Genomic DNA, 21,289 nt, shown 5'->3' with positions numbered 1-21,289 from the left:
GCCGTTCGGAGGAGCCGCCGCCCGCGCCTCGGGCCTCGTCCCAGCCCTCGTCCCGGCCCCCGTCTCAGCCCGCGACGAACGTCCGCGCCACCTTGTCGTGCCAGCACTGCCGCCACGGCCGGTCGAAGAGGCACCACAGCACGTTCAGTACGCCGATGACGAGCACCCCGAGCACCCCGTACACCAGCCAGCGGCGCAGCGCCGAGCCGAAGGACGGTGCCTCGAACGACTCGATGTCCCGCACCTCCAGACCGCACAGCTTCTTGCCGAGTGTGCGGCCCCACTTGGCGGTCGGCAGCGCCTCGTACAGGACGCCGATGACCAGCAGCGCGGCGAGCACCCCGCCGAAGTAGCCGGCCGTCGTGCCGTCGATCAGCCAGACGGTGACGGTCTCGCCGGTCTGCTTCGCCGCCTCGACCTTTTCGTCGATGTGCGCGAGCGCCTTGGACACCAGAGGTACGGAGAGGGCCCCGACGACCCCCAGGAGGACGACGCTGTCGATCAGCCGGGCGGCGAACCGCTTGCCGAGCGAGGCGGGCCGGGCCGACGCCTGGGCCTGGGCGGCCCGCAGGAACGGGTCGTCGACCGGCGGCTTCCACGGCACGACCGGCTGCCCGGCGGCAGGGTCGGCACCCGTCAAGGGCATGGGCGGTGCGGTCGGCGCCTGCGACGGCGGCTGCGCGAGTTGGTGCACCTGCTGCGCCCAGGAGGCCGAGCCGCCGCCGGGACCGGGGGCGACGGGGCCGGGGGCGACGGGGCCGGGGGCGACGGGGCCGGGGGCGACTGGACCCGCGGCCGGGGGCTGCATCGACCGGGACGGAGGCTGGGGTGCCTGGGTCTGCGGCGGCACGGGCGCCGGGCCGACGGCGCGGGGCCGCACGGCGCGGATGGCCATGGTGCCCTCGGCCTGCCCCGTACGGCCGGTGGCCTGTTCGCCCTGCGCGGTGCCGGCTGCCGGGCCGACCGGGCGGATGGTGACGGTGCCTTCGGCGGGCGCCTCGCCCTCGTCGGTACGGGGCGCCTGGCTCTGGTCCGGGCCCCCGCGTCCGGGGCGCGGCACGCGGATCGCGACCGTGCCCTCCCCGGCGGGTGAGTCGTCGTCATCCCGGCCGGCTCCGGTGCCGGGTCCCAGGGACCGTACGCCGGGCAGCGCGCCGCCCGTGGGGTCGGCCGAGGGGGCCGACGTCTGGCCGGGCACCCGGGGGTCGCGTGTGTCGCCCCAGGAGACGCGGGCGTCGCGCTCGCCGCCGAAGCCGGTCTGCCGACGGGTGTCGGCCTGCCAGGCGGAGGCCGGTTCCTGACGGGGCTCCTCGGCGGGGTCCTCGTCGAAGAACATCGGCCCCGTCTCGTCGACCGCGGGGGTCGCCGGGGCCGGAGTGGGCCGGGCCGCCTGCGGAGGGGCCGGCTGCGGGGCCGCCGCCGTCGCCCCGGGGGGCGGCTCCGGCATGGCCTCACCGGCCCGCGGCGCCGGCCGGCTGGTGCCGGGTACCCAGGACCCGCCGTTCCAGTACCGGACGTATCCGGGGATGGACGGGTCCGGGTAGTAGCCGGGGGAAGGGCTGCCGTCTCCGGTTGCCGAGGTCGGGGCGCTCATCACCGTGGTCCCGTATCTCTTCGATGGGCTCAACTCAAGGGTCCACATCTATCAGACCACCGCATGGCCCAGGACCCATCCCGCCGTTTGGACCTCGATTCGGTCACGAAAGAGTCACGGTAGGTCGCGAGAGCAAGTTCTTGCCCGAAGTCGCGTAATGGCGGCGGGAGTCGGCGCTCTCCATCGGTACGGCCCATTCCCTGGGCGTCGCACGAGGAAGGAAGCACCTGACATGCACACAGTGGTGGAACGCGAACTGGAACTCAATCTGGTGCTCTCGCCCGAGCGCTGCATCCCCGTCCCCGCCCGGCTGACGTACCGCACGGAGGATCCGTACGCGGTGCACATCACCTTCCACATCAGCTCGGACACCCCGGTCAACTGGACGTTCGCACGCGAACTGCTGATCGAAGGGGTGTTCCGGCCGTGCGGCCACGGAGACGTACGGGTCTGGCCCACGAAGGTCGACGGCCGCGCCGTCCTGTGTGTGGCGCTCTCCTCCCCCGACGGCGACGCGCTCCTGGAGGCGCCGTCGGCGGCGGTCTCGGCGTGGCTGGAGCGGACGCTGCGGGTGGTGCCGCCCGGTACCGAGACGGACCGGCTGGGGCTCGACGGGGAGTTGGCCCAGCTGCTCGCCCCGATGCCCGCCGACGATCTGTGGCTGCGGGACCCATGGCCGTCCGACGAGTCCGCGGACGGTGAGTCCTGACCGCCCCGCCGACGGTGGATCGCACGGTGCCCGGCGCCTCTTCAGTCGATGACGTACGTACGGGTGATGAACTCGATCGAGTGGCCGTCGGGGTCGTCGAGATAGACCCCGCGGCCTCCGAAGAGATGGTTGACCTGCTGCGGTTTCTGGTGCATCGGCCCGCCCCAGTACGGGAGTTCGCGCTCCGCCATGCGTGCGAAGATCTCGTCGAACTCGTCCTCGGACACCAGGAAGGCCAGATGCTGGCTGACGATCTCCGAGGGCGAGTCGAGATAGTCGAGCGTGACTCCGCCGTCCAGCGGCAGACTCGCGAACGGCCCGAAGGCCTTGGGCTCGGGCTCCCCGATCAGCCCCGCGAGAAAGCGCGCGGACGCGAACCGGTCGCGGCTGTGGACGATGGTGTGGTCAAGGCGGGCGGGCACGGTACCTCCCGGATAGAGGTGCGGTCGCCTGCGGGCGACCTGCTGCCTGTCCTGTCGACGGTAGGCCGCCCCGTCCCGCCGTGCCATCGGACCTTGGCCGTACGCCGCGGGCCGTACGCCGCACTCCCACGCCCGGCAGGACCGGAACCCGGTCAGAACAGCTTTCCGGGGTTCAGGAGGTCCAGCGGGTCGAACGCCTTCTTGATGCCGCGCTGCAACTCCATGCCAACCGGGCCCAGTTCCCGGGCGAGCCACTCCTTCTTCAGGACGCCCACGCCATGCTCACCGGTGATGGTGCCGCCCAACTCCAGCCCCAGCGCCATGATCTCGTCGAACGACTCACGGGCACGCCGGGACTCGTCCGGGTCCGAGGCGTCGAAGCAGACGGTCGGGTGGGTGTTGCCGTCGCCCGCGTGGGCGCAGACGCCGATCGTGAGGTCGTACTTCACGGCGATGCGGTCGATGCCCTCAAGGACCTCGCCGAGCCGCGAGCGCGGGACGCACACGTCGTCGGATGTCTGCTCTATGGCACGAGCTGCACAGGATGACCTGGGGCTATGCCCAGGGGTCGGGCTCCCAGAAGGGATGCACATCGACCGTGGGGGCGCTCTGCAGCACCGGCGAGCCGTACCCGGCCCCGGTCGCCCTCGACGCGCGCGGGCGCCGGGTGTTGGGAGTGGCCGGCGGTACTCGACCTCGTGCGCACCCTCGATGAGGTGGAGCAGCGCGAGGCGCTGCGGGCCGCGTAGCGATGACTATGCGCAGGAGCAGGAAGAGACCGCGGGATGGATATCGCGAAAGAGTCCCCAACGTGGACTGTTCTCTTATATGGTATCGTTCATGAGCATCATCAAGCCCAACGGGCACCGGCTCAGGCTGGCCGGAATCGCGGAAGCTGCCGACATTTACGACGCAGACAAGAGTCTCGTGCGTCGCGTCTTGGCTAGCCCTAGAGCCCCCCAACCGATCGACGTGCTCGCCAGCGGACCGGTGTATGACCGTGACGATCTCGAAGAGCACGCCGCAACCCGAAACAGGAAGATCGGACGCCCCATGGCCAGAACCTTTCCCGCCTCCATGCGGATCGCCGACACCGATCCCCTGTGGGACGACCACGACGGCGGCAGCGGGCACGACGGACTCCCGCAATGGCAGCCCGGCGACATCGGGAAGGCCCTCGCCTACTGGGAGACACTAGACAGGAAGGGGCAGAGCGTTCTCGCCTACCTCTTCGATCATCCCGGGCGACTCGTCAACCACAGCGAGCTCGTAGAAGAGCTCCGCCTCGACCCCGAGGGAAAGAAGAACGCCGCGAAAGTGATGGCGGGCGCGCTCACCAAGATGGGCACCGCGAGCCCGGAGACCGACCGCTCGTACCCGTACCGCTGGTGGAAGACCCCGAACGGCACGGTCTACGCTGTCAAACACGAGGTCGCCGAGATCTTCAAGGCCGCCTTGAAGCAATAACTCGCCCCACAGCAACAACACGGGACACATCGCGAGACGCAACCTAGAAGCACCACCCGCGCCGCTCGACCGGCGCCCCACAATCAAGCGGGCCGACCGGGGGCTCCACTCCCCGACCGACCCTGACCACCCCGGTGATCTCCGGGGCACTTACCGCCGGGTTCGCGCTCCTGGCGTTCCGCCTGTCGTTCGCCGCGCTCGCCGTCGAGCACGGCGTCGAGTCCGACGTGGTGTGGATGTTCGCCGTACTCGTCGACGGGGGCGCCGTCGTCGGCACGGTCGGCGTGGTCATGGCTCGGCGCAGCGGGTGCTCGGCGTGGCCGTACTGGGCGACGGTCGTCGCTTTCGCCGCCGTGTCGCTCGCGTTCAAAATCGCGCACGCGACGGTACGACGCTCGGCGTCGCTATCGCCGTGACGCCGCCACTCGCGCAGCTCGTCGCCACCGAGCTAACGCGGTGGTCCGTTCGGGCAAGACCATCGCCTCCCTGTTAGCGTTCCTGCTCGCCGTCGCGGAAGCGCCGCCGTCCGGTCTGATCGTGGTGCAGACCATCGAGCGGAACGTGTTCGAGCCGCTCGCCGACCCCGCCCTGTTCGGGCCCGTGGTGCGGCACATCCGGCACACCCGGGGCGCCGCTACCGCGACCGTGCTCGGCCGCACTGTGCACCTGATCGGGGCCGCGGACGCACCGCGCCGAGGGACGGCTGCGCGGGCTGACTGCCTCACTGGCCTACGTCGACGAGGCAACCCTGTTGCCCGAGGCGTTTTGGACGCAGCTACTCGCCCGCCTGTCCGTCCCCGGCGCCCGCCTCTTCGCGAGCACGAACCCGGACAGCCCGCGCCACTGGCTCAAAGTCGGATACCTCGACCGCGTGGCCCCACCCGACTTGCACGCGTGGCACTTCCAACTCACCGACAATCCGAGTCCGTCGACGGCGTACGTGTCCGCGCTCACGGCCGAGTACGTCGGACTGTGGCGTCGCCGGATGATCGACGGGGCGTGGGTGGTCGCCGAGGGCCCCGTGTATGACATGTTCGACGAGGCGCGGCACGTCGTCGACGAGCTGCCCTCGATGCGGCGCCGCTGGCTGGGCGTGGACTACGGCACCACGAACCCATTTTCAGCCCTCCTCTTGGCGCTCGGCGACGACGACCGGCTGTACGTGATCGCCGAGTGGCGCCACGACTCGCGGGCGCAGCGCCGGCAGATGACCGACGCGCAGTATTCCGCCGACCGTGCGCCGCTGGCTCGACGACCTCGGCGTCGTCCCGGAGTGGACGTTCGTAGACCCGTCGGCCGCCTCGTTCTCCGTCCAGTTGTGGAACGACGGCACCCCGGCACCGCCCCGGCTCGCAACGATGTCCTCGACGGCATCCGGTCCGTGTCGACCGCCCTCGACTCCGGGCTGCTGCGTATCCACCGCTCATGTACCGGGCTGCTCGACGAGCTACCGGGCTACGAATGGGACCCCGCGGCATCCGACCGCGGCGAGGACAAACCGCTCAAGCGCGACGACCACAGCGTCGACGCGCTGCGCTACGTCGTGCACTCCACGGCGCATGAGTGGCGCCACATGCTCACCACATCCACCGGTGCCGGGGAACCGGGATAGTCCGCCCCCTCCGGGCCCTCCACAAGAGCACGGAGCAGTAGACCCAGCCGAACAGGGAGATCAACCCAAAGAGGATGCCCACGGCTCCAACGAGCGCAGCCGAGGGGAACGCGCGCAGATACCCCAGCGCCAGGGCCAGGCTCTCAACCAACAGCAACCACAGGTTCCAACGTCGCTTCTTGTGAATGACCCTGACGTAGTCTTCAAACCTGCGCTGCTCTGCTGCCTCTTTGGCCGTCTCTTCATCGAGGATGCGCCGCTGCCGTTCGCTCCAACGTCGTTGCGTCTCCGCTACCCCCGGGTCCACCGGCGCAGCGGGCGAGGTGAACACAACGTCGCCGTGAATAGCACCGGACTGCACGACGGGGCCCCCGACGTGGCCACTCAACTCGTTGCGTATGGACGGCTGTTCACTCATGAGGCGAAAGATACGCGCGTAACTCACAAGATCACCATCGAAGCGGCCGATGCTACTGCCCGCGAACACACTTGGTGACCGCCTCCATCGTCTTCCCGGAGAACGGCGCACCGTGGCCGCCGCCGGCGTGGGCCCCGCACTACCGCCAGGCTCAGGCCTGACCGGAAGGTGTCCCGAAGCTCAGCGAGCCCACGTTGCCAGCCTGAATCACTGGGCCGTGCTGCACGCCCCCGCTGATCGTGTTATGGACATCCACAACTTGTTGATCACCCTTTGGGGGCGCCAAGTCATCGAGCATTGCCCGCAGTTCGGAAGCCGCAGCCGGATTGGCCAGCAAAGTGCGCCGCAATCGTGTACGCCACTCAGCCTGGACATCCAAGGCGGTCTGCTCGTCGCCAGCCTCCATCGCCGCCGCCAGCTCTCCGCGCGAGGTCTCCAGCTCCCCCTCGATCACGTCTTCTTCAGCCCCACCGCGACGCGAGAAGAACGAGACCATCCGGTCACGAACTTGCTCCCAGGAGTCCACCGCCATCTGCTGAACCAATGCCGTGGCGCCTGAGGTAGCAAGTGCCACCAACTCCGCTTCCATCCAACCCCCTTCGTAGCAGCTGAGGCAGCCACCGTACCCCGTGACACTCGACGACCACAGCGTCGACGCCCTGCGCTACGCCGTCCACTCCGCGGCGCACGAATGGCGCCACCTGCTCGCCCATCAGCTATGCAGGATGGGCCTCTCGTACTTTCCTGATTTCGTCCCTAAACCTCGACAACCGTTCGTGTAACCCCTCTCGAAAGCGCTCGTGGTTACGTTGCCACCGACGAGGCACGTCCGCTTCTTTCTCCGAAACGATCTCCGAAGAGATATGCAAGGCAACCAAGCCCGCGCTCACAGAACAGGCAACGCCATAGGCGCTTTCGGGACCGATCATCTGCACGGCATACTTGAATGGCCTGAGCCGTTTGAGAGAGGCGCCGTCGTGGCTCAAATTGGAGCGGAGCATGTAAAGCTCACGATGGGTCCAAATTTTAGGTCGGACAAATTCCTCGGCTAACAGAGCAGTCGTATTCAGCTGTTCGGACAGCGCTTCCGCGACTTCCAGAAACGATGCGTATGTAGACAGCCGCTCCGCGCTCAACGACCTAGCATGCTCGATCCGTGCCCGTGCTGCTGCGTCGAGCACCACATCGCCATGCACTGCCCCCGCCTGGACTACGTGGCCCGTGACCGACCCGCTCAAGTCGTTACTGCTGCGCTCCACCATGCGAGAAAACGTACGCCAGTTCCGCGGCTCGTCAGCCCGTCTAGTCAAACTGTGAGGTGAGCCGTGCCGCTGCCTGAGTCCAACATCGCCTGGCCACCTGAGCAGTTCGCGCCCCTGTTCCGCGAGATCTGCACCGACGACGCGTGGTGCTCTGGGGACCGCGAGCGCCTCGCCAAGCTCTACAGCAACGCCCCGCGTCGCCTCGACGGACAGCGCCGTCTGTGGGCCCGTCGCCCCGCCGAGCCGGGCCGCCCGGACCCGCGGCTGCACGTGCCGCTCGCCGCCGATATCGCCACCACGAGCGCCGACCTGTTGTTCTCCGAGCCGCCGACGTTCACCGTCGAGGACACCGCCATGCAGGCCCACGTCGACGAGCTCGTCGACGCCGGGGGCATCGGGAACACCCTCCTGGAAGCCGCAGAAGTCGCCGTCGCGCTCGGCGGGGTGTTCCTGCGCGTCACGTGGGACCGGAGCATCGCGGACCGCCCGCTGCTCACCACCGTGCACACTGACGCCGCCGCCCCGGAGTTTCGATTCGGGCACCTCGTCGCCGTCACCTTCTGGCGTGAGCTTCCGGGGAGCGACACCGCCACCGTGTGGCGCCACCTGGAGCGGCACGAGCCGGGCGCAATCGTGCACGGCCTCTACCAGGGAGACCGCGACCGGATCGGCGTCCGTGTGCCGCTCACCGAGCATCCCGATACCGCGCCGCTCGTCGAGGCGCTCAACGCCGGCGGCGACACCGTGCCAACCGGTCTCCCGGACGCGCTCACCGCCGCGTACGTGCCCAACATGGGGCCCAACCGGCGTCACCGCGGCGCACCGTGGGGGCGCTCGGGCCCGCGCTCGCGCAGCTCGGCCCGCCGCTGCAAACCCTGATCACGGCACTCACCGCCGGGCTGCAGCCCACCGTGGCCGCGCTCGGCCCCGTGCTGTCCGCCGCGGCGGGCGCGCTCGGCCAACTGGTGACCGCGGTCGCGCCGTTGCTGCCAATGATCGGGCAACTCGCCGCCCCCTGTACGGCCGAGCATGGCCGTATGGGGGGCGTTGCGTCGTTTCCCCGCGCCGTCTGCTCGCCGTAGCCTCGAACCGGCCCGCACGCGGACGGCCCACCCCTCGAATGCGGTCTCGGGGGCGGGCCGCGTACAGGGAGCCTGTCAGCGTGAGGCGCCCTCCGGCCACAGCACCCGGACGGGGACGCCGGTCCGCTCGGCATACGCCACGACGTCCGCCGTGCCGCCGTGCCCCCATGCCGGTTTCCCGTCCCATACGGCGACCAGCTCGTCAGCGAGCCCGACGAGGATTTCAGAGCCTGTCATGTGCGCCTCGGAGTCGGACGCGGTCATGCCGGTCTCGTGCACGTCGCTCGCGCGGGACATCAGCGCGTCGTACGTGGAGTGGTGCCGCTCCGGCAGGCTGTCGCGGTACTCGGTGGCCGGGACGACGACCTCAAGGCGTCCGCCGGCGGACAGCACGGCTTCGGCGAACCATGCATCAGGGCCGTCCGCGATGCACGAGACCGCCACCAACTCCGCCGCGTCGTACCCGCTCACCGCATCGGCCAGGAGCGCCCGCACGCGCTCCTCAACCTCTGTGCTCAGTCCGCGGTGACCGGTGATCCCCACCCGCATGTCTGTCCTCCTACAGATAGACGCCGTGCAACCGCTCGTCGAACTCGCGCACCACCTTGGGCGGTGAGCTGGTGGTCAGCGACCGGCGCACGGCGCGCGCCCTTTCCACGGTCCGGCCGGAACGGTAGCGGAGCCCGGTTTCCAGCGCGCGGGAAGCGAGCGCGAACGCGGCGTCAACGCGCCCGGCGGCGAGGTGACCGGCCGCGATGTCGAGCACCAGGAGCGCGCGTTGTTTGTCGTGGCCGGTCGCGAGGGCTTCGGTGTCCTCGGACAGGACCCAATCCGCGAGGCCGAGACGGGCCCCGCACGCTACCCGCGCAGCGGCGACCTTGGTCGGGGTGAAGGTGAACACCCACGGCCACGGCGGCGCCTCCTCGGGCAGGTTCTCGGCACCCGCGCGGGCTGCCGTCAGCGCCTTGTCCGCGGAGCGCCGGTCACCGGCCACCGCATGCGCGAGAGCTTCGACGGACGACAGCCACGCATCCGCGACGGCCGGGCGGGAGGACCCGAGTACGCGCCGGGCCTGACGGGTGAGGTTCAGGGCCTCCACTCCGTTCCCGGCGTGCGCCTCGAACTGGGCGAGACTCCCAGCCTGGTAGGCGGTCAGCAGCGGGTCACCGGCCGACCGTGCCGCCTTGACCGCCAACCCGTACCAGGAGCGCGCCGATCCGTTGTCGCCCGTGTCCCACGCGAGCCACCCGGCGAAGCTCGCGGCCTCGCTGCCGACGGCGGCCAGGCGGCCCCGCTCCGCGTCGCCGGTCGCGGTGTGCGTGATGGTCCGGATCAGCCGCATGTGCGCGCGCACAGCCTCCGACAGATCCCGGCTGGGCGTGGTGCCGTCGAGTCTGCGATACGCCGTGGTGGACAGCCGGAGGACTGCGGCCTGCCCACCGGTCGCGTCTGCGGTTTCAGGGAGGACGGCCAGGGCGGGGGCTGCGGCTGCGGCCACCGCTCCGCCGATGAATCGTCGTCGGTTCACGTCGTCACCGTCGTTCTGTGGCCCCAACGGTCGGCTGTCGGCCAGTCCCACCAGTGCCGGCGGAATCTCCAGGTGCGCCGCTGCCGCCGCCAGGATGTCCGTGCTGTACGCGCTCGTGCCCTTCTTCTCCAGACGCGACACGGCGGACTGGCTCATGCCGAGGGCCTGTCCCAAGGCCGTCTGCGTCATCCGCCGGTCGTTGCGGACGAGTTCGATCACTCGCCCGTAATCCCCGGTCCGGGATGCCTCCCGGACCGGCCCTGTCTGGAAATCCACGGCGCACCCCCACGCTAAGAGTCCCTGCGGCGTCGCGCTCCTACCCGTACCCGCTCAGCGCATATCCGTATGCGGGTACCGCATGAGTGATGGTCGCATGACTCCTGGTGATCGTTGACTGTCTGTCAGTGCAACGCCCGCCCTCACACGGGGAGTTCGGGCGCTTGTGCGATGGCGGCCCGCCCCTCGTCCCCCCGTAGGGGGGCGGCCTGCTTCCCCCGCCCCCGGACCAAGGCGTGATCCATGACGATGACGGCAAACAGAGCCCGCGCGACGGGATACCCGGGCTACTGCGAGACCCACCAGCGCACGAAAGAGACGGCATCTGTGGCGCGCGGCCTGGTCCGCACGGCGTGCGCCGCGTGGGGCCTCGGCGACGAGACGGCGGAAGCCGCCGCGCTGGCGATGTCCGAACTCGTCACCAACGCCGTGAACCACGCCCGGGGGCACAGCCTGCGCGTGATCGTGGACCGCCCGGCGGATGACCGGCTGTACCTGGCGGTCGTGGACATGGCCCCGTCCCGAGTGCCGATGCTGCGCACCCCCGGCGGCGACGACACCGACGGGCGAGGCCTGGTCCTGGTCGACGTTCTTGCCGACCGGTGGGCTACGACCTGTTGGGCCCCGCGCGGCGGCCGAACCGCAAGCGCTGCTGGGCCGAGATGAAGGCGGCCCCGTGATGCTGCTCGACGGCTTGGCCGAGGCGGTGAAGGAGGCCACCCGGCCGCCGCGTCGGCGCACTCGTCGGCGGCGAACCCGGGTCGGGTTGTGGCAGGTGACAGTTCAGGTCGCTTACGTCGTGTTCTGGGTCGTCGTGGTCGCCCTCTTCCTGTGGCCGACTCAGTGATCTCCGGCGACCGGGCGGTGTGCGTGAGGGTCCCGCCCGGACGCCGGTCTCCGGCTCCGTCCCGCCCCCAAGCAAAAGGAGACGGCATGTCAGTTCAGGAACTCCCCCAAGTCCGAATCGAGGTCATGGACATGAGCGCACGGAACATCGTCAGCGACACACAGACCGCGTCCTGCTACTTCCGAACGTCGGTCACCCACCCCCACCGGAAGGCGCTCGTCCAGATCACCGAGCGGTGCAACCTCAAGTGCGCGCACTGCTTCGTATCGGCCGGCGACTACGGCGACGCGATGCCGCTCGCCGAGATCCGCGACAAGGTCGTACCGCGCCTCGCGGAGGCCCGCGTCACCCGCGTAACGCTCACCGGCGGCGAGCCGTTCGCACACCCCGAATTCCTCGACGTCGTCGATGCGTTCCGCACGGCCGGTATGGGCGTGGGCGTCTGCACAAACGCCACCACGGCCACCGACGAGGAGATCGCCGCCCTTGCCCGGCAGGGCGTACACATGAACGTGAGTCTCGACGGGTTCGCCGCGAACTCACACGGCAAGTTCCGCGGCAACCGCGAGTCGTTCTATACGACCGTGGCGACCGTGAAGAAGTTCGCCGCCGTCGGCATCCTGCAGGGGCTGCTGTGCACGCCGAACAGCCTCGCCGAAGACGAGGAGTACGCGCAGCTCTGCACGTTCGCCAAGGAACAGGGCGCCCGGTACGTGCTCATGAACCCCTTGTCGAGCATGGGCCGCGGCGTCAAGGCCCAACGCAAACTGGCGAGCCCCGAAGAGCACATGCGCCGCGTCCACGCCTTAACCGCGCCGTTCGACGGCGACGACCTCGACATGGTGCACATCCGATTCCCCAACGACGACAAGCCCCTCGCCGGATGCGAAGCGGGAACCATCATCTACGTGTTCACCCCCGGAGAGGTGACCGTCTGCCCCTACCTCGTATTCGCCGCGCGAACCCCGCAATCCCAGCACCCCGACACTGAGTTCATCGTCGGCAACATCTTCCGCGACGCCGACCTCGCCGAGCGGCTCGACGCCTACAAGTTCCACGACCGCTACAAGCTCGGCGACAACGACAGCTGCCGCTCGTGCGCCATGGCCGACGGCTGCGGCAAGGGATGCCCCGCCGCAGTCGTCGCCGCCGGCGAGCGTATCGGCACCGTGGACGCCGAAGTCTGCCCGGTCACCACCGCCGGCCGCCGTCTGCTCCCGGTGGTCACCGCGTGACCGAGCCCCAGCATGAAGGCGTGTTCGTCACCGTGGACGGCCCCGGCGGCGCCGGTAAGTCCACGGTGACGGCCGCCGTCGCCGAGCAGCTCGGCGCCCTCGACGTCCCCGTGCACGCCACCCGCGAGCCCACCGATACCCCGCTCGGCAACCTCGCCCGCCATGGCACCGACACCTATCGCGGCCTGGCTATGGCCCACCTGATCGCCGCCGACCGATACCAACACCTCACCACCGAGATACGCCCCGCCCTCGACCGCGGCGACGTCGTCCTATGCGACCGGTTCATCGCCTCGTCACTTGTTCTACAACGCATCGACAGCCTGAGCACCGACACGGTGTGGGAGATCAACCGCCACGCAGACCAGCCCGACCTCTCCGTGATCCTCACCGCCGACCCCGACGTCATAGCCCGTCGGCTCACCGACCGCGGAACGCACAGCAGATACGAGCGGCTACCCGACAGCAGCCGTACCGAAGTCGTCCTGTTCGCCGAAGCGGTCGAGACCCTCGCCGCCGCCGGATTCCGCACACTCGTACTCGACGCGACGAGCACCGCCCCCGACGAGCTCGCCCGTATCATCACGGCCCAAGTCACCGCACTACGAACCGGGGGCACCCCGTGACCACACCCGAACCGCTCGGCGTGCTGACGTTCAATCTCAACAACCCCAGCCGCGAACGGGCCGGGCTCCAACTGCCGTGGCTCGCCGACCGCCCCGAACGCGTCCTCGTCCTGACAGAGACCGTCGCGAGCAAGGGCTGCGACTTCCTCGCCGAACGCTTCACCGCCGCCGGATACGCGGTCAGCTTCCCCACGCCCGGGGCCGGCGAGCGCGGCGCAATGATCGTAAGCCGACTACCGCTCGACGGGCCCGCCCCCTGCGCCGTCGACTACCTGCCGCACCGGGCGACCGCCGCCACCATCAAGACCACAGGGGGCCCGCTCGACGTCATCGGCCTGTACGTCCCCTCACGCGACGCGACCCCCGCCAAGACCGAGCGAAAGCGCCGGTTCCTCGACGCCTGCCGCGCCACCATCCCACCCGGCACCGTACCGGCCGCGCGCCTCGTCCTGGGCGACTTCAACATCCTTGAGCCCACCCATGACCCGCATTACCGTTTCTTCCAACCCTTCGAGTACGAGTTCTACAACTGGCTCGGCGACGCCGGATACCGCGACGCCTTCCGGCTGCTGCGCCCCACAGCCGCCGACTACTCATGGGTAGGCCGGACCGGCGACGGCTACCGTTACGACCACGCGTTCGCCTCGACCGCACTCGCCGACAAGGTCATCGCGTGCGACTACGTACACGAGCCGCGCACCGCACGCCTAACCGACCACTCCGCCCTCTCTCTGCAACTCGCCGTAACTCCCCTGCAACCGTTGCTAGTCTCCGACCCAACCGCCACACCGGAGCCAGAGACCCTCTTCTAGGCCCCGGCACAGCCACCAGAGCGCCCGGGTAGGGGGTTCCCGGGCCGCTCGCCGGAACTCGGAGCAGCGCGTATGGAAGACACCACCTGGGACACCATCGGCCGGCTCGTCGAATGGCTCGACGCCGCGAGCGCAGCAACCCCGGAAACCGCCCGCCTGCTGCGCGTACTCAAGATCACCGAAGAGGCCGGCGAAGTCGCCGAAGCGATCCACGGCGTCACCGGCTCCAACCCCCGCAAGGGCAACAGCCACACCTGGGAAGACGTACAAAAGGAACTCTGCGACGTCATCTTGACGAGCATGGTCGCGCTTAAGACGATCACCCCCGACGCCGACAAGGTGTTCGCCGAGCGTCTCGACAACATCGCCGAGCGATCCCTCCGCTGCTGACTCCCCCACGCCCCACCCGCCCGCCACGCCCCGAGCGCGGCGGGCGGCGGTGTCTCCGGACTTGAAGAACGTCAGCAGCCGTCAGAAAACCTTGCCCGGGTTGAGAATGCCCAGCGGGTCGAACGCCTTCTTGATGCCGCGCTGCAACTCCATGCCAACCGGGCCCAGTTCGCGGGCGAGCCACTCCTTCTTCAGGACGCCCACGCCGTGCTCACCGGTGATGGTGCCGCCCAACTCCAGCCCCAGCGCCATGATCTCGTCGAACGACTCACGGGCACGCCGGGACTCGTCCGGGTCCGAGGCGTCGAAGCAGACGGTCGGGTGGGTGTTGCCGTCGCCCGCGTGGGCGCAGACGCCGATCGTGAGGTCGTACTTCACGGCGATGCGGTCGATGCCCTCAAGGACCTCGCCGAGCCGCGAGCGCGGGACGCACACGTCGTCGATCATCGTGGTGCCCTTGACCGCCTCCAGCGCGACGAGCGCCAGCCGCCGTGCCTGGAGCAGCAGTTCGGACTCGGCAGCGTCGTCGGCGGGGACGACCTCGGTGGCGCCGGCCGCCGTGCAGAGTTCACCGACGGCGGCGAGGTCGGCCGCCGGGTCGGCGGTGTCGAAGGCGCAGAGCAGCAGCGCCTCGGTGGTCTCGGGAAGGCCCATGTTCGCCAGCGAGTTGACGGCGCGGACGGTGGTGCGGTCCATCAGTTCCAGCAGGGACGGGGTGTGGCCGCGCTCCATGATCTGGCAGATGGCGTCGCAGGCGGCCGACGCGGAGGCGAACTCGGCCGCCAGGACCAGCTGTTGGGGAGGCGCGGGCTTCAGCGCGAGGACGGCCTTGACGACGATGCCGAGGCTGCCCTCCGAGCCGACGAACAGCCGGGTGAGGTCGTATCCGGCGACTCCCTTGGCCGTACGGCGGCCGGTGGTCAGGAGGCGGCCGTCGGCGAGGACGACGTCCAGACCGAGGACGTACTCGGCGGTCACGCCGTACTTCACACAGCACAGTCCGCCGGACGCGGTGCCGATGTTGCCGCCGATGGTGCAGGTCTCCCAGCTGGAGGGGTCCGGCGGGTAGTACAGACCGTGTTCGCCGACGGCGCGGGAGAGCACCGCGTTGACGACGCCGGGCTCGACGACCGCGATCCGGTCGACAGGGCTGATCTCCAGGATCTGGTCCATCTTGACGAGGGACAGCACGATGCAGCCGTCGGAGGCGTTGGCGGCGCCCGACAGGCCCGTACGCGCCCCCTGCGGCACCACGGGCACGCGCAGGGCCGTCGCGGTGCGCATCACGTGCTGGACCTGCTCGACGGTCTGCGGCAGTACGACGACCGCCGGGGAGCCCGCCTCGCAGAAGCTCGCCATGTCGTTCGCGTAGGAGGCCGTGATGTCCGGGTCGGTGATCAGGGCTTCGGCGGGCAGACCGGCTCGCAGCTGGGTGAGCAGGTCTTCCGTGGCGACGGGAGCGGGGGCGGGGGAGGTGGGGGACGCGGCCGCGACGAGATCATCCATGAACCCAGCGTGGCACTCCGGGGCCATGCGTGTGAACCCGTCTGCGATCCACATCCCCAAGGGCGGGTGTGGTCTTCGTATTGACGCACAGTAATCACATGAGCGCCAAGAACACCATGAGCACGCAGCACATGAGGCACATCAGAAGGGCCGCGCTGGCGACCGGTGTGGGGGCGGTCCTCGTCATGGGCGTCCTCGTCTTCGTACCGGACGGAGATCAGGGGCCACCCGCGCCTGGCCCCGAGGAGCGGGCCCGAGCCGCCGTCGGCGCGGGCGCGCCCGCCTCGCTGCCGGACGTGGCGGCGCTGATCAGGGACCGGGAGGCCTGGCTGCGGAAGAACCCGAAGGACGCGGGGTCCTGGGCGGTGCTGGGCGCGGCGTACGTGGAACGAGGCGGGCTCCGGGCGGACACGGCGTACTACCCGAAGGCCGAGCAGGCGCTGCGCCGCTCGCTCGATGTCACACCGGGTGAGCGGCGCAACCCGGCGGCGACGGCGGGGCTGGCCTCGCTGGCGAACGCGCGGCACGACTACGCGGCGGCGAAGAAGTGGGGCGAGGCGGTACGGAAGGCGGACCCGGCGCGCTGGACGACGTACCCGGTGCTGATCGAGGCGTACAACGGGCTCGGTGACTACCCGGCGGCGGGCAAGGCCCTGGACAAGCTGCGGGCGCTGCGCCCAGGGGCCGGTGACGAGGCCGGCACAGGCGCGGGTGCGGGCGGCGCCGGTGCCGGTGCCGATGTCCGCGTGCTCTCCGTGTCCTCGGCCGTCTACCGCGACCGGGGGTGGCGCGAGGACGCGGCGGCCAAGGCGGACGAGGCGCTGACGAAGGCCAGGACACCCGCCGAGAAGGCCGGCGCGCTGCACGCTCTCGGCGGGCTCGCCTGGGAGCGCGGCGAGTCGAAGGAGGCGCTGCGGCACTACGACGCGGCGCTGAAGGTGGCGCGGGACCACCATCCGTCGCTGGCGGGCCGGGCGCGTGTCCTCGCGGCGCTGGACCGGGCGGAGGAGGCCGGCCAGGACTACCAGGCGGCTATCGCGGAGCGCCCGCTGCCCGAATACGCCCTGGAGCTGGGCGAGTTGTACGAATCGCTGGGACTGGACGGGGACGCGCGGAGCCAGTACACGCTGCTGAAGGACCGTACGGCGAGGGCGCGGGTCGACGGCGTGAACGAGGAGTTGCTGCTGGCGCGCTTCGAGTCCGACCACGGGAATCCGCGGGCGGCGGTGGACCGGCTGGAGGCGGAGTGGCGGCGCGGCCACCGCAGCATGCAGGTGTCCGACGCGCTGGGGTGGGCGCTGCTGCGGGCGGGTGAGGCGCGGAAGGCGCTGCCGTACGCGAAGAGGGCAACGGAGCAGGGGATGCGCAGCGCCCTCTTCTCGTACCACCGGGGGGAGATCGAGCGGGCCCTGGGGATGGACAGCCGGGCGCGACGCCATCTTGAGGAGGCTCTGCGCACGAATCCGCGGTTCTCGCCGCTGCTGGCGCCGAAGGCCCGTAAGGCGCTGGACGCGCTGGGCGAGTTGCCGGGCGGTGGTCCGAAGGACATGTACGGGGACGGCGAGAGCACGCCGCTGACGCCGGCGCCCTCGCCGACCCGTCCGTCGACGCCTTCGCCGCCCGCTCCGTCCACTTCGCCTGTTCCGTCTGTTCCGTCTGTTCCGTCCGCATCGCCCGCGCGGTCGGTGGCACCGTCGGCGTCGTCGGCCCCGTCGGCGCTCCCGTCCGCGTCGTCTGCGGTCGCGTCCGCGTCGTCGACGCCTTCGAAGCCCGTATCCACACCCACGCAGCCCGTATCGATCCCATCCGCCGCCCGAAGCTGAAAGGCCCCCCTCCGCTGGGCCCGTAACTGGGCCCTGAGGCCCTGCGTCTGGGCCCGCCCTCGTCCTTACTCTCCACGTCACTCGGTGAAATTCGGGTGACGGTTTGGGTGAGGAGTCCGGATGAGCGGCCTGAAGTACCCACAGACGTCGGGGCGTCGGCGTGACAGAGGTCAGGGTGGTGTCGAGTACGTCGCGATGATAGGCGTCGTCGCGGCGATCATCGGCGCGATCCTGGCGCTGACCGTCCCCACCGACACGGCCGTCGCTCTGGAGGACGCGGTGTGCCGGATCGTCAACGCCGGTGACGGCGGCGAGGGTTGCGACTCCGGCGACGGTGACGGGGAGGACGGCGGCGGAGGTGGCGGCGGGGACGGCGAGATACCCGAGGGCACACCGGACGATCCGTTCCAGCCCGCCAAGTGCCTGCTCTCCCAGGATCAGACCAAGACCACGGTCGTCGTCCAGATCCTGTTCATCAAGATCAGCGGATCGGAGACGGTCAAGCTCCAGCAGTGGTCCGACGGCACCGTCACCCTGGAGCGCGTCGGCGAAGGCGGCATCGGCGCGACGGCCAGCATCTCCGCCGGTATCCCGGGTCTGAAGGAGTGGGGCGGCAGCGCCTCGCTGAGCGGCAGTTATATGAAGGGCAGCGGCAGCGGCGGTCAGTGGCTGTTCAACGGCAACAAGACCGGCGACCCGCAGAAGGACCTGGAGCTGAACCTGGCGGACGCCAAGCAGTTCGCCTCGTACCTCAAACAGAACGACAGCTGCCGCTACCAGAGCGGCTACAACCCCGGTGCGGCGATGGGAGCTTGCCAGTCGAGCGCGGCTTCCAACAAGCCCGACCTCGAACCGGAGCTGGCGCCGGATGTCGACATCACCAAGACGAGCACCGAGGTGTCGGGCGGGGTGAGTTTCGGCAAGTCCTTCACGAAGGGCAAGGGCGGGAAGGACAAGGACGGCAAGCCGACCGACCTCGGCAATATCTCGGGCGAGTTCGGCACCGGCACCATGACCGAGGACGTCGTCGTCATGCGCGCCAACACCGGCCCCGACGCCGGCAAGATCACCTTCGTCTACACCTTCAGCGTCGACGCCAAGGGCGGCGAACTCGCCCAGGGCAAAGCCACCCGCATGCAGCAGGTCGCCGTCACCTACGACGCGAAGACGTTCGACCAGGAGGAGAAGGACGGCAAGGAACACCGGCCCGAGAAACTGGTCATCACCACCAGCCAGGAGAACGGCGAAGGCGCCGGCGTCCAGGCCGGAGCCGGCGCCAACGTCCCCGGAACGCCCGTGACCATCGACGTCGGCGGCGGTGGCGGCACCATCAACTCCGAGATCCACACCGAGTCCGCCGAGGTCGTGCTGGACAACGACACCGACAGCAAACTCGTCGAGGACTGGCTGCGCGGACGCGGCGACTTCCCCGCCGGCGATGCCCTGCCCACCCCCTCCGACGCGGCGGAGGCACCCGGCAGCGACGCCGGACCACTGGAACGCCTGCTGCACGACAAGGGCAAGCTGTCACGCCTCGACTACAACGCCAACACCGACTGGTGGAACGCCTCACTCGGCATCGGCTTCGGCATCTCCGCCGGACAACTCACCGCAGGCTTCAAACTCTTCGGCATCGACATCACCCACGAAGAGAAGAACCAGACCATCACCGGGAACCCCACCTACGCCACCGGACCCAAAAACGGCGGCGCACGACCCTGGGTCGAATGGAAGAAGTGCACCCAGACGAAGCCGATCGCGTAGTGGGTGTCTTGTCGATCAGGCCGGATCAGGGAGCGGGGTCTGGTGCGTGCGATCGCAAGGCGGAGGAGGGAGACAACGCGGAGGGGGTACCTCCCGTGCCCCCTTGGGGGCTACGGGGGAGTTGGCGACCGACGACAACGCGGCGAGCGTGCGTGCCAGGGACCGCGAGCCCGGCAAGATCGGCAAGACACCCACTACGGGCTACGACCTTGTTAACGCGCCGCCGGTGAGGAGACAACCGACACCTCCGGTGGCAAGATCGGCGCAACTCACACACCATGTGGGCCGTTGACCCGTCCCCCCGTCCTGGAGGCGTCTTGTCCCCGCGCATCGCGTTGCCCGTCATAGCCACCGCAGCCGCCCTCGTCGCCATGACGGGATGCACGAGCACCGAGACCACCGGGTCCGACGGCTCGAAGGTGGAGCTGGTGAACTCCGGCAAGCTCACGACCTGCACCCATCTGCCGTACGAGCCCTTCCAGTCCCGCCAGGACAACAAGATCGTCGGCTTCGACGTGGACCTGGTGGATCTGGTCGCCAAGGAGCTGGACGTCACGCAGGAGATCGTCGACACGCCTTTCGAGGGCATCCAGACGGGTGAGGACCTGAACGCCCGCAAGTGTGATGTGGCCGCCGCCGGCATGACGATCACCCCCGTGCGTGAGGAGAACCTGGACTTCTCCGCCCCGTATTTCGAGGCCACCCAGGCGCTGATCACCAAGAAGGGCTCCTCCTTCGACTCGCTGGCGGCCCTGAAGGGCAAGAAGCTGGGCGTCCAGCAGGGCACGACCGGTGAGGAGTACGCGAAGAAGAACGGGAAGGACGTGGAGACCGTCCAGTTCGAGGACCTGGCGCTGCTGCTCACCGCCGTGAAGACCGGCCAGGTCGACGCCGCCGTCAACGACAACGGTGTCCTCTTCGAGTACGTGCGCAAGAACCCGGACACCGAGGTCACGGCCGAGTTCGAGACGGGCGAGCAGTACGGCGTCGGGGTGCGTACCGGAAACGACGCCCTGCGCAAGGAGATCGACAAGGTGATCAAGGCGGCGCAGTCCGACGGCCGTTACGACGCCATATACAAGAAGTGGTTCCCCGCCGCTCCCAAGAATTGAGGAACCACCACCGATGTCCATGTCCCGCCGACAACGGGCCCGCCTCGTCCGCAGCGTGCAGTACGCCGTCCTGGCCGTCGTGCTGGTCGTCATCGCCCAGGCCGCCGACTGGGGCGAGATCCAGCGTGCGTTCTTCGATGTCGAGGTCGCCAAGGCGCAGTTCCCCGACATCATCACGACCGCGCTGGTCAACACCGTCATATACACCCTGCTCGGCTTCGGGTTCGGGCTGGCGCTCGGGCTGCTGCTCGCGCTGATGCGGCTCTCGCAGGTTCCGCCGTACCGCTGGCTGGCCATCGTCTACATCGAGTTCTTCCGCGGCATTCCGGCGCTGCTCGTCTTCATCGCGCTCGGGTTCGGTGTGCCGCTCGCCTTCCAGGTGGCGCTGAACCAGTACGTGACGGTGATGCTGGCCCTGGGCCTGGTCGGCGCCGCCTACATGGCGGAGACGATCCGGGCGGGCATCCAGGCCGTGCCCAAGGGGCAGACGGAGGCGGCGCGGTCGCTGGGTATGTCGCAGGGCCGGGCGATGGTCTCGATCGTCATCCCGCAGGCCCTGCGGATCGTACTCCCGCCGCTGACCAACGAGTTGATCCTGCTGACGAAGGACTCGTCGCTGGTCTATCTGCTGGGTCTGTCCCTGTCCCAGTACGAGCTGGCCAAGTTCGGCCGGGACGCCCTGAACCAGAACCGCAGTCTCACTCCGATCCTGATCGCCGGGCTCTGCTATCTGGTCATCACCCTGCCGCTCGGCCATCTGGTCCGGCGGCTCGAAGCGCGTACGGCAAGGGCGAGGTGAGCGCG

Annotated in this window: 23 protein-coding genes and 1 pseudogene; 15 read left to right on the top strand and 9 right to left on the bottom strand. The window is 69.5% G+C overall.

Features of this window, described 5'->3' with window-relative positions; genetic code table 11:
- Window positions 1-64 precede the first annotated feature (64 nt).
- Window positions 65-1,594, bottom strand: a complete 1,530-nt coding sequence (locus ACIBLA_RS25115) for an RDD family protein (RefSeq protein WP_399199943.1) — start codon at window positions 1,592-1,594, stop codon at window positions 65-67.
- A gap of 232 nt (window positions 1,595-1,826) precedes the next feature.
- Here ACIBLA_RS25115 and ACIBLA_RS25110 point away from each other — a divergent pair, with 232 nt between their 5' ends.
- Window positions 1,827-2,303, top strand: a complete 477-nt coding sequence (locus ACIBLA_RS25110; protein ID WP_399199942.1) for an SsgA family sporulation/cell division regulator — start codon at window positions 1,827-1,829, stop codon at window positions 2,301-2,303.
- A 41-nt stretch (window positions 2,304-2,344) separates the two neighbouring features.
- On the opposite strand, the gene ACIBLA_RS25105 is transcribed toward ACIBLA_RS25110, so the two are convergent.
- A complete protein-coding gene (locus ACIBLA_RS25105) occupies window positions 2,345-2,725 on the bottom strand; it encodes a VOC family protein (RefSeq protein WP_399199941.1) in 381 nt (126 codons plus the stop codon).
- 152 nt (window positions 2,726-2,877) lie between these two features.
- Window positions 2,878-3,237, bottom strand: a pseudogene (locus ACIBLA_RS25100) (FAD-linked oxidase C-terminal domain-containing protein); the annotation flags it as partial.
- A gap of 328 nt (window positions 3,238-3,565) precedes the next feature.
- On the opposite strand from ACIBLA_RS25100, the gene ACIBLA_RS25095 reads away from it, so the two are divergent.
- The 3 genes from ACIBLA_RS25095 to ACIBLA_RS25085 all read left to right on the top strand — a co-directional run bounded on the left by ACIBLA_RS25095 (window position 3,566) and on the right by ACIBLA_RS25085 (window position 5,804).
- Window positions 3,566-4,192 carry a DUF6416 domain-containing protein gene (locus ACIBLA_RS25095; RefSeq protein ID WP_399199940.1) on the top strand — a complete coding sequence of 209 codons (627 nt, stop codon included), beginning with the start codon at window positions 3,566-3,568 and terminating at the stop codon, window positions 4,190-4,192.
- Window positions 4,193-4,326: 134 nt separating this feature from the next.
- Window positions 4,327-4,608: a DUF2637 domain-containing protein gene (locus ACIBLA_RS25090; protein WP_399199939.1), complete on the top strand. Its 282-nt coding sequence runs from the start codon at window positions 4,327-4,329 to the stop codon at window positions 4,606-4,608.
- A 335-nt stretch (window positions 4,609-4,943) separates the two neighbouring features.
- Complete coding sequence (locus ACIBLA_RS25085; RefSeq protein ID WP_399199938.1) at window positions 4,944-5,804, top strand: terminase; 861 nt, start codon at window positions 4,944-4,946, stop codon at window positions 5,802-5,804.
- Here the strand turns inward: ACIBLA_RS25085 and ACIBLA_RS25080 are convergent.
- The 3 genes from ACIBLA_RS25080 to ACIBLA_RS25070 form a co-directional block, all read right to left on the bottom strand.
- The gene (locus ACIBLA_RS25080; RefSeq protein ID WP_363245988.1) at window positions 5,770-6,222 is read right to left on the bottom strand and encodes a hypothetical protein; all 453 of its coding nucleotides are present in this window, start codon (window positions 6,220-6,222) and stop codon (window positions 5,770-5,772) included. The two genes, ACIBLA_RS25085 and ACIBLA_RS25080, sit on opposite strands and share 35 nt — an antisense overlap.
- Window positions 6,223-6,373: 151 nt before the next feature.
- Window positions 6,374-6,811 (bottom strand): hypothetical protein, encoded by a 438-nt coding sequence (locus tag ACIBLA_RS25075; protein ID WP_399199937.1) that lies wholly within the window; start codon window positions 6,809-6,811, stop codon window positions 6,374-6,376.
- Between the two features lie 127 nt (window positions 6,812-6,938).
- Entirely contained in the window at window positions 6,939-7,484 is a 546-nt protein-coding gene (locus ACIBLA_RS25070; RefSeq protein ID WP_363245986.1) for a hypothetical protein, read from the bottom strand.
- A gap of 63 nt (window positions 7,485-7,547) precedes the next feature.
- Here ACIBLA_RS25070 and ACIBLA_RS25065 point away from each other — a divergent pair, with 63 nt between their 5' ends.
- Complete coding sequence (locus ACIBLA_RS25065) at window positions 7,548-8,363, top strand: hypothetical protein (protein ID WP_399199936.1); 816 nt, start codon at window positions 7,548-7,550, stop codon at window positions 8,361-8,363.
- A 278-nt stretch (window positions 8,364-8,641) separates the two neighbouring features.
- Here the strand turns inward: ACIBLA_RS25065 and ACIBLA_RS25060 are convergent, their stop codons facing one another.
- Window positions 8,642-9,115: a hypothetical protein gene (locus ACIBLA_RS25060; protein WP_363245984.1), complete on the bottom strand. Its 474-nt coding sequence runs from the start codon at window positions 9,113-9,115 to the stop codon at window positions 8,642-8,644.
- Window positions 9,116-9,125: 10 nt separating this feature from the next.
- Window positions 9,126-10,313 (bottom strand): helix-turn-helix domain-containing protein, encoded by a 1,188-nt coding sequence (locus ACIBLA_RS25055; RefSeq protein WP_399199935.1) that lies wholly within the window; start codon window positions 10,311-10,313, stop codon window positions 9,126-9,128.
- A gap of 300 nt (window positions 10,314-10,613) precedes the next feature.
- Here ACIBLA_RS25055 and ACIBLA_RS25050 point away from each other — a divergent pair, with 300 nt between their 5' ends.
- The 6 genes from ACIBLA_RS25050 (at window position 10,614) to ACIBLA_RS25025 (ending at window position 14,280) form a co-directional block, all read left to right on the top strand.
- Window positions 10,614-11,036 carry an ATP-binding protein gene (locus ACIBLA_RS25050; protein ID WP_399199934.1) on the top strand — a complete coding sequence of 141 codons (423 nt, stop codon included), beginning with the start codon at window positions 10,614-10,616 and terminating at the stop codon, window positions 11,034-11,036.
- Between the two features lie 10 nt (window positions 11,037-11,046).
- The gene (locus ACIBLA_RS25045) at window positions 11,047-11,217 is read left to right on the top strand and encodes a hypothetical protein (protein WP_363245981.1); all 171 of its coding nucleotides are present in this window, start codon (window positions 11,047-11,049) and stop codon (window positions 11,215-11,217) included.
- A gap of 86 nt (window positions 11,218-11,303) precedes the next feature.
- Window positions 11,304-12,452 (top strand): radical SAM protein, encoded by a 1,149-nt coding sequence (locus ACIBLA_RS25040; RefSeq protein ID WP_363245980.1) that lies wholly within the window; start codon window positions 11,304-11,306, stop codon window positions 12,450-12,452.
- Window positions 12,449-13,078: a dTMP kinase gene (gene tmk, locus ACIBLA_RS25035; RefSeq protein WP_363245979.1), complete on the top strand. Its 630-nt coding sequence runs from the start codon at window positions 12,449-12,451 to the stop codon at window positions 13,076-13,078. The genes ACIBLA_RS25040 and tmk overlap by 4 nt, the downstream gene beginning before the upstream one ends.
- On the top strand, window positions 13,075-13,890 hold the full coding sequence (locus ACIBLA_RS25030) for an endonuclease/exonuclease/phosphatase family protein (RefSeq protein ID WP_399199933.1): 816 nt from the start codon (window positions 13,075-13,077) through the stop codon (window positions 13,888-13,890). The genes tmk and ACIBLA_RS25030 overlap by 4 nt, the downstream gene beginning before the upstream one ends.
- A 72-nt stretch (window positions 13,891-13,962) precedes the next feature.
- On the top strand, window positions 13,963-14,280 hold the full coding sequence (locus tag ACIBLA_RS25025; protein WP_363245977.1) for a MazG-like family protein: 318 nt from the start codon (window positions 13,963-13,965) through the stop codon (window positions 14,278-14,280).
- 81 nt (window positions 14,281-14,361) lie between these two features.
- On the opposite strand, the gene ACIBLA_RS25020 is transcribed toward ACIBLA_RS25025, so the two are convergent.
- Window positions 14,362-15,786 (bottom strand): FAD-binding oxidoreductase, encoded by a 1,425-nt coding sequence (locus tag ACIBLA_RS25020; RefSeq protein ID WP_399199932.1) that lies wholly within the window; start codon window positions 15,784-15,786, stop codon window positions 14,362-14,364.
- Window positions 15,787-15,884: 98 nt separating this feature from the next.
- Here ACIBLA_RS25020 and ACIBLA_RS25015 point away from each other — a divergent pair, with 98 nt between their 5' ends.
- The 4 genes from ACIBLA_RS25015 (at window position 15,885) to ACIBLA_RS25000 (ending at window position 21,284) form a co-directional block, all read left to right on the top strand.
- Window positions 15,885-17,609: a tetratricopeptide repeat protein gene (locus tag ACIBLA_RS25015; RefSeq protein ID WP_399199931.1), complete on the top strand. Its 1,725-nt coding sequence runs from the start codon at window positions 15,885-15,887 to the stop codon at window positions 17,607-17,609.
- A gap of 120 nt (window positions 17,610-17,729) precedes the next feature.
- On the top strand, window positions 17,730-19,373 hold the full coding sequence (locus ACIBLA_RS25010; RefSeq protein WP_399199930.1) for a hypothetical protein: 1,644 nt from the start codon (window positions 17,730-17,732) through the stop codon (window positions 19,371-19,373).
- 317 nt (window positions 19,374-19,690) lie between these two features.
- Complete coding sequence (locus tag ACIBLA_RS25005) at window positions 19,691-20,485, top strand: ABC transporter substrate-binding protein (protein ID WP_363243729.1); 795 nt, start codon at window positions 19,691-19,693, stop codon at window positions 20,483-20,485.
- Between the two features lie 13 nt (window positions 20,486-20,498).
- Complete coding sequence (locus ACIBLA_RS25000) at window positions 20,499-21,284, top strand: amino acid ABC transporter permease (RefSeq protein ID WP_363243730.1); 786 nt, start codon at window positions 20,499-20,501, stop codon at window positions 21,282-21,284.
- Window positions 21,285-21,289 lie beyond the last annotated feature (5 nt).

Origin of the sequence: Streptomyces sp. NPDC050433 (assembly GCF_044458565.1) — a bacterium.
GTDB lineage: Bacteria > Actinomycetota > Actinomycetes > Streptomycetales > Streptomycetaceae > Streptomyces.
The sequence above is the reverse complement of the archived record's forward strand: the minus strand, read 5'-3'. Positions and strand labels throughout refer to the sequence as shown.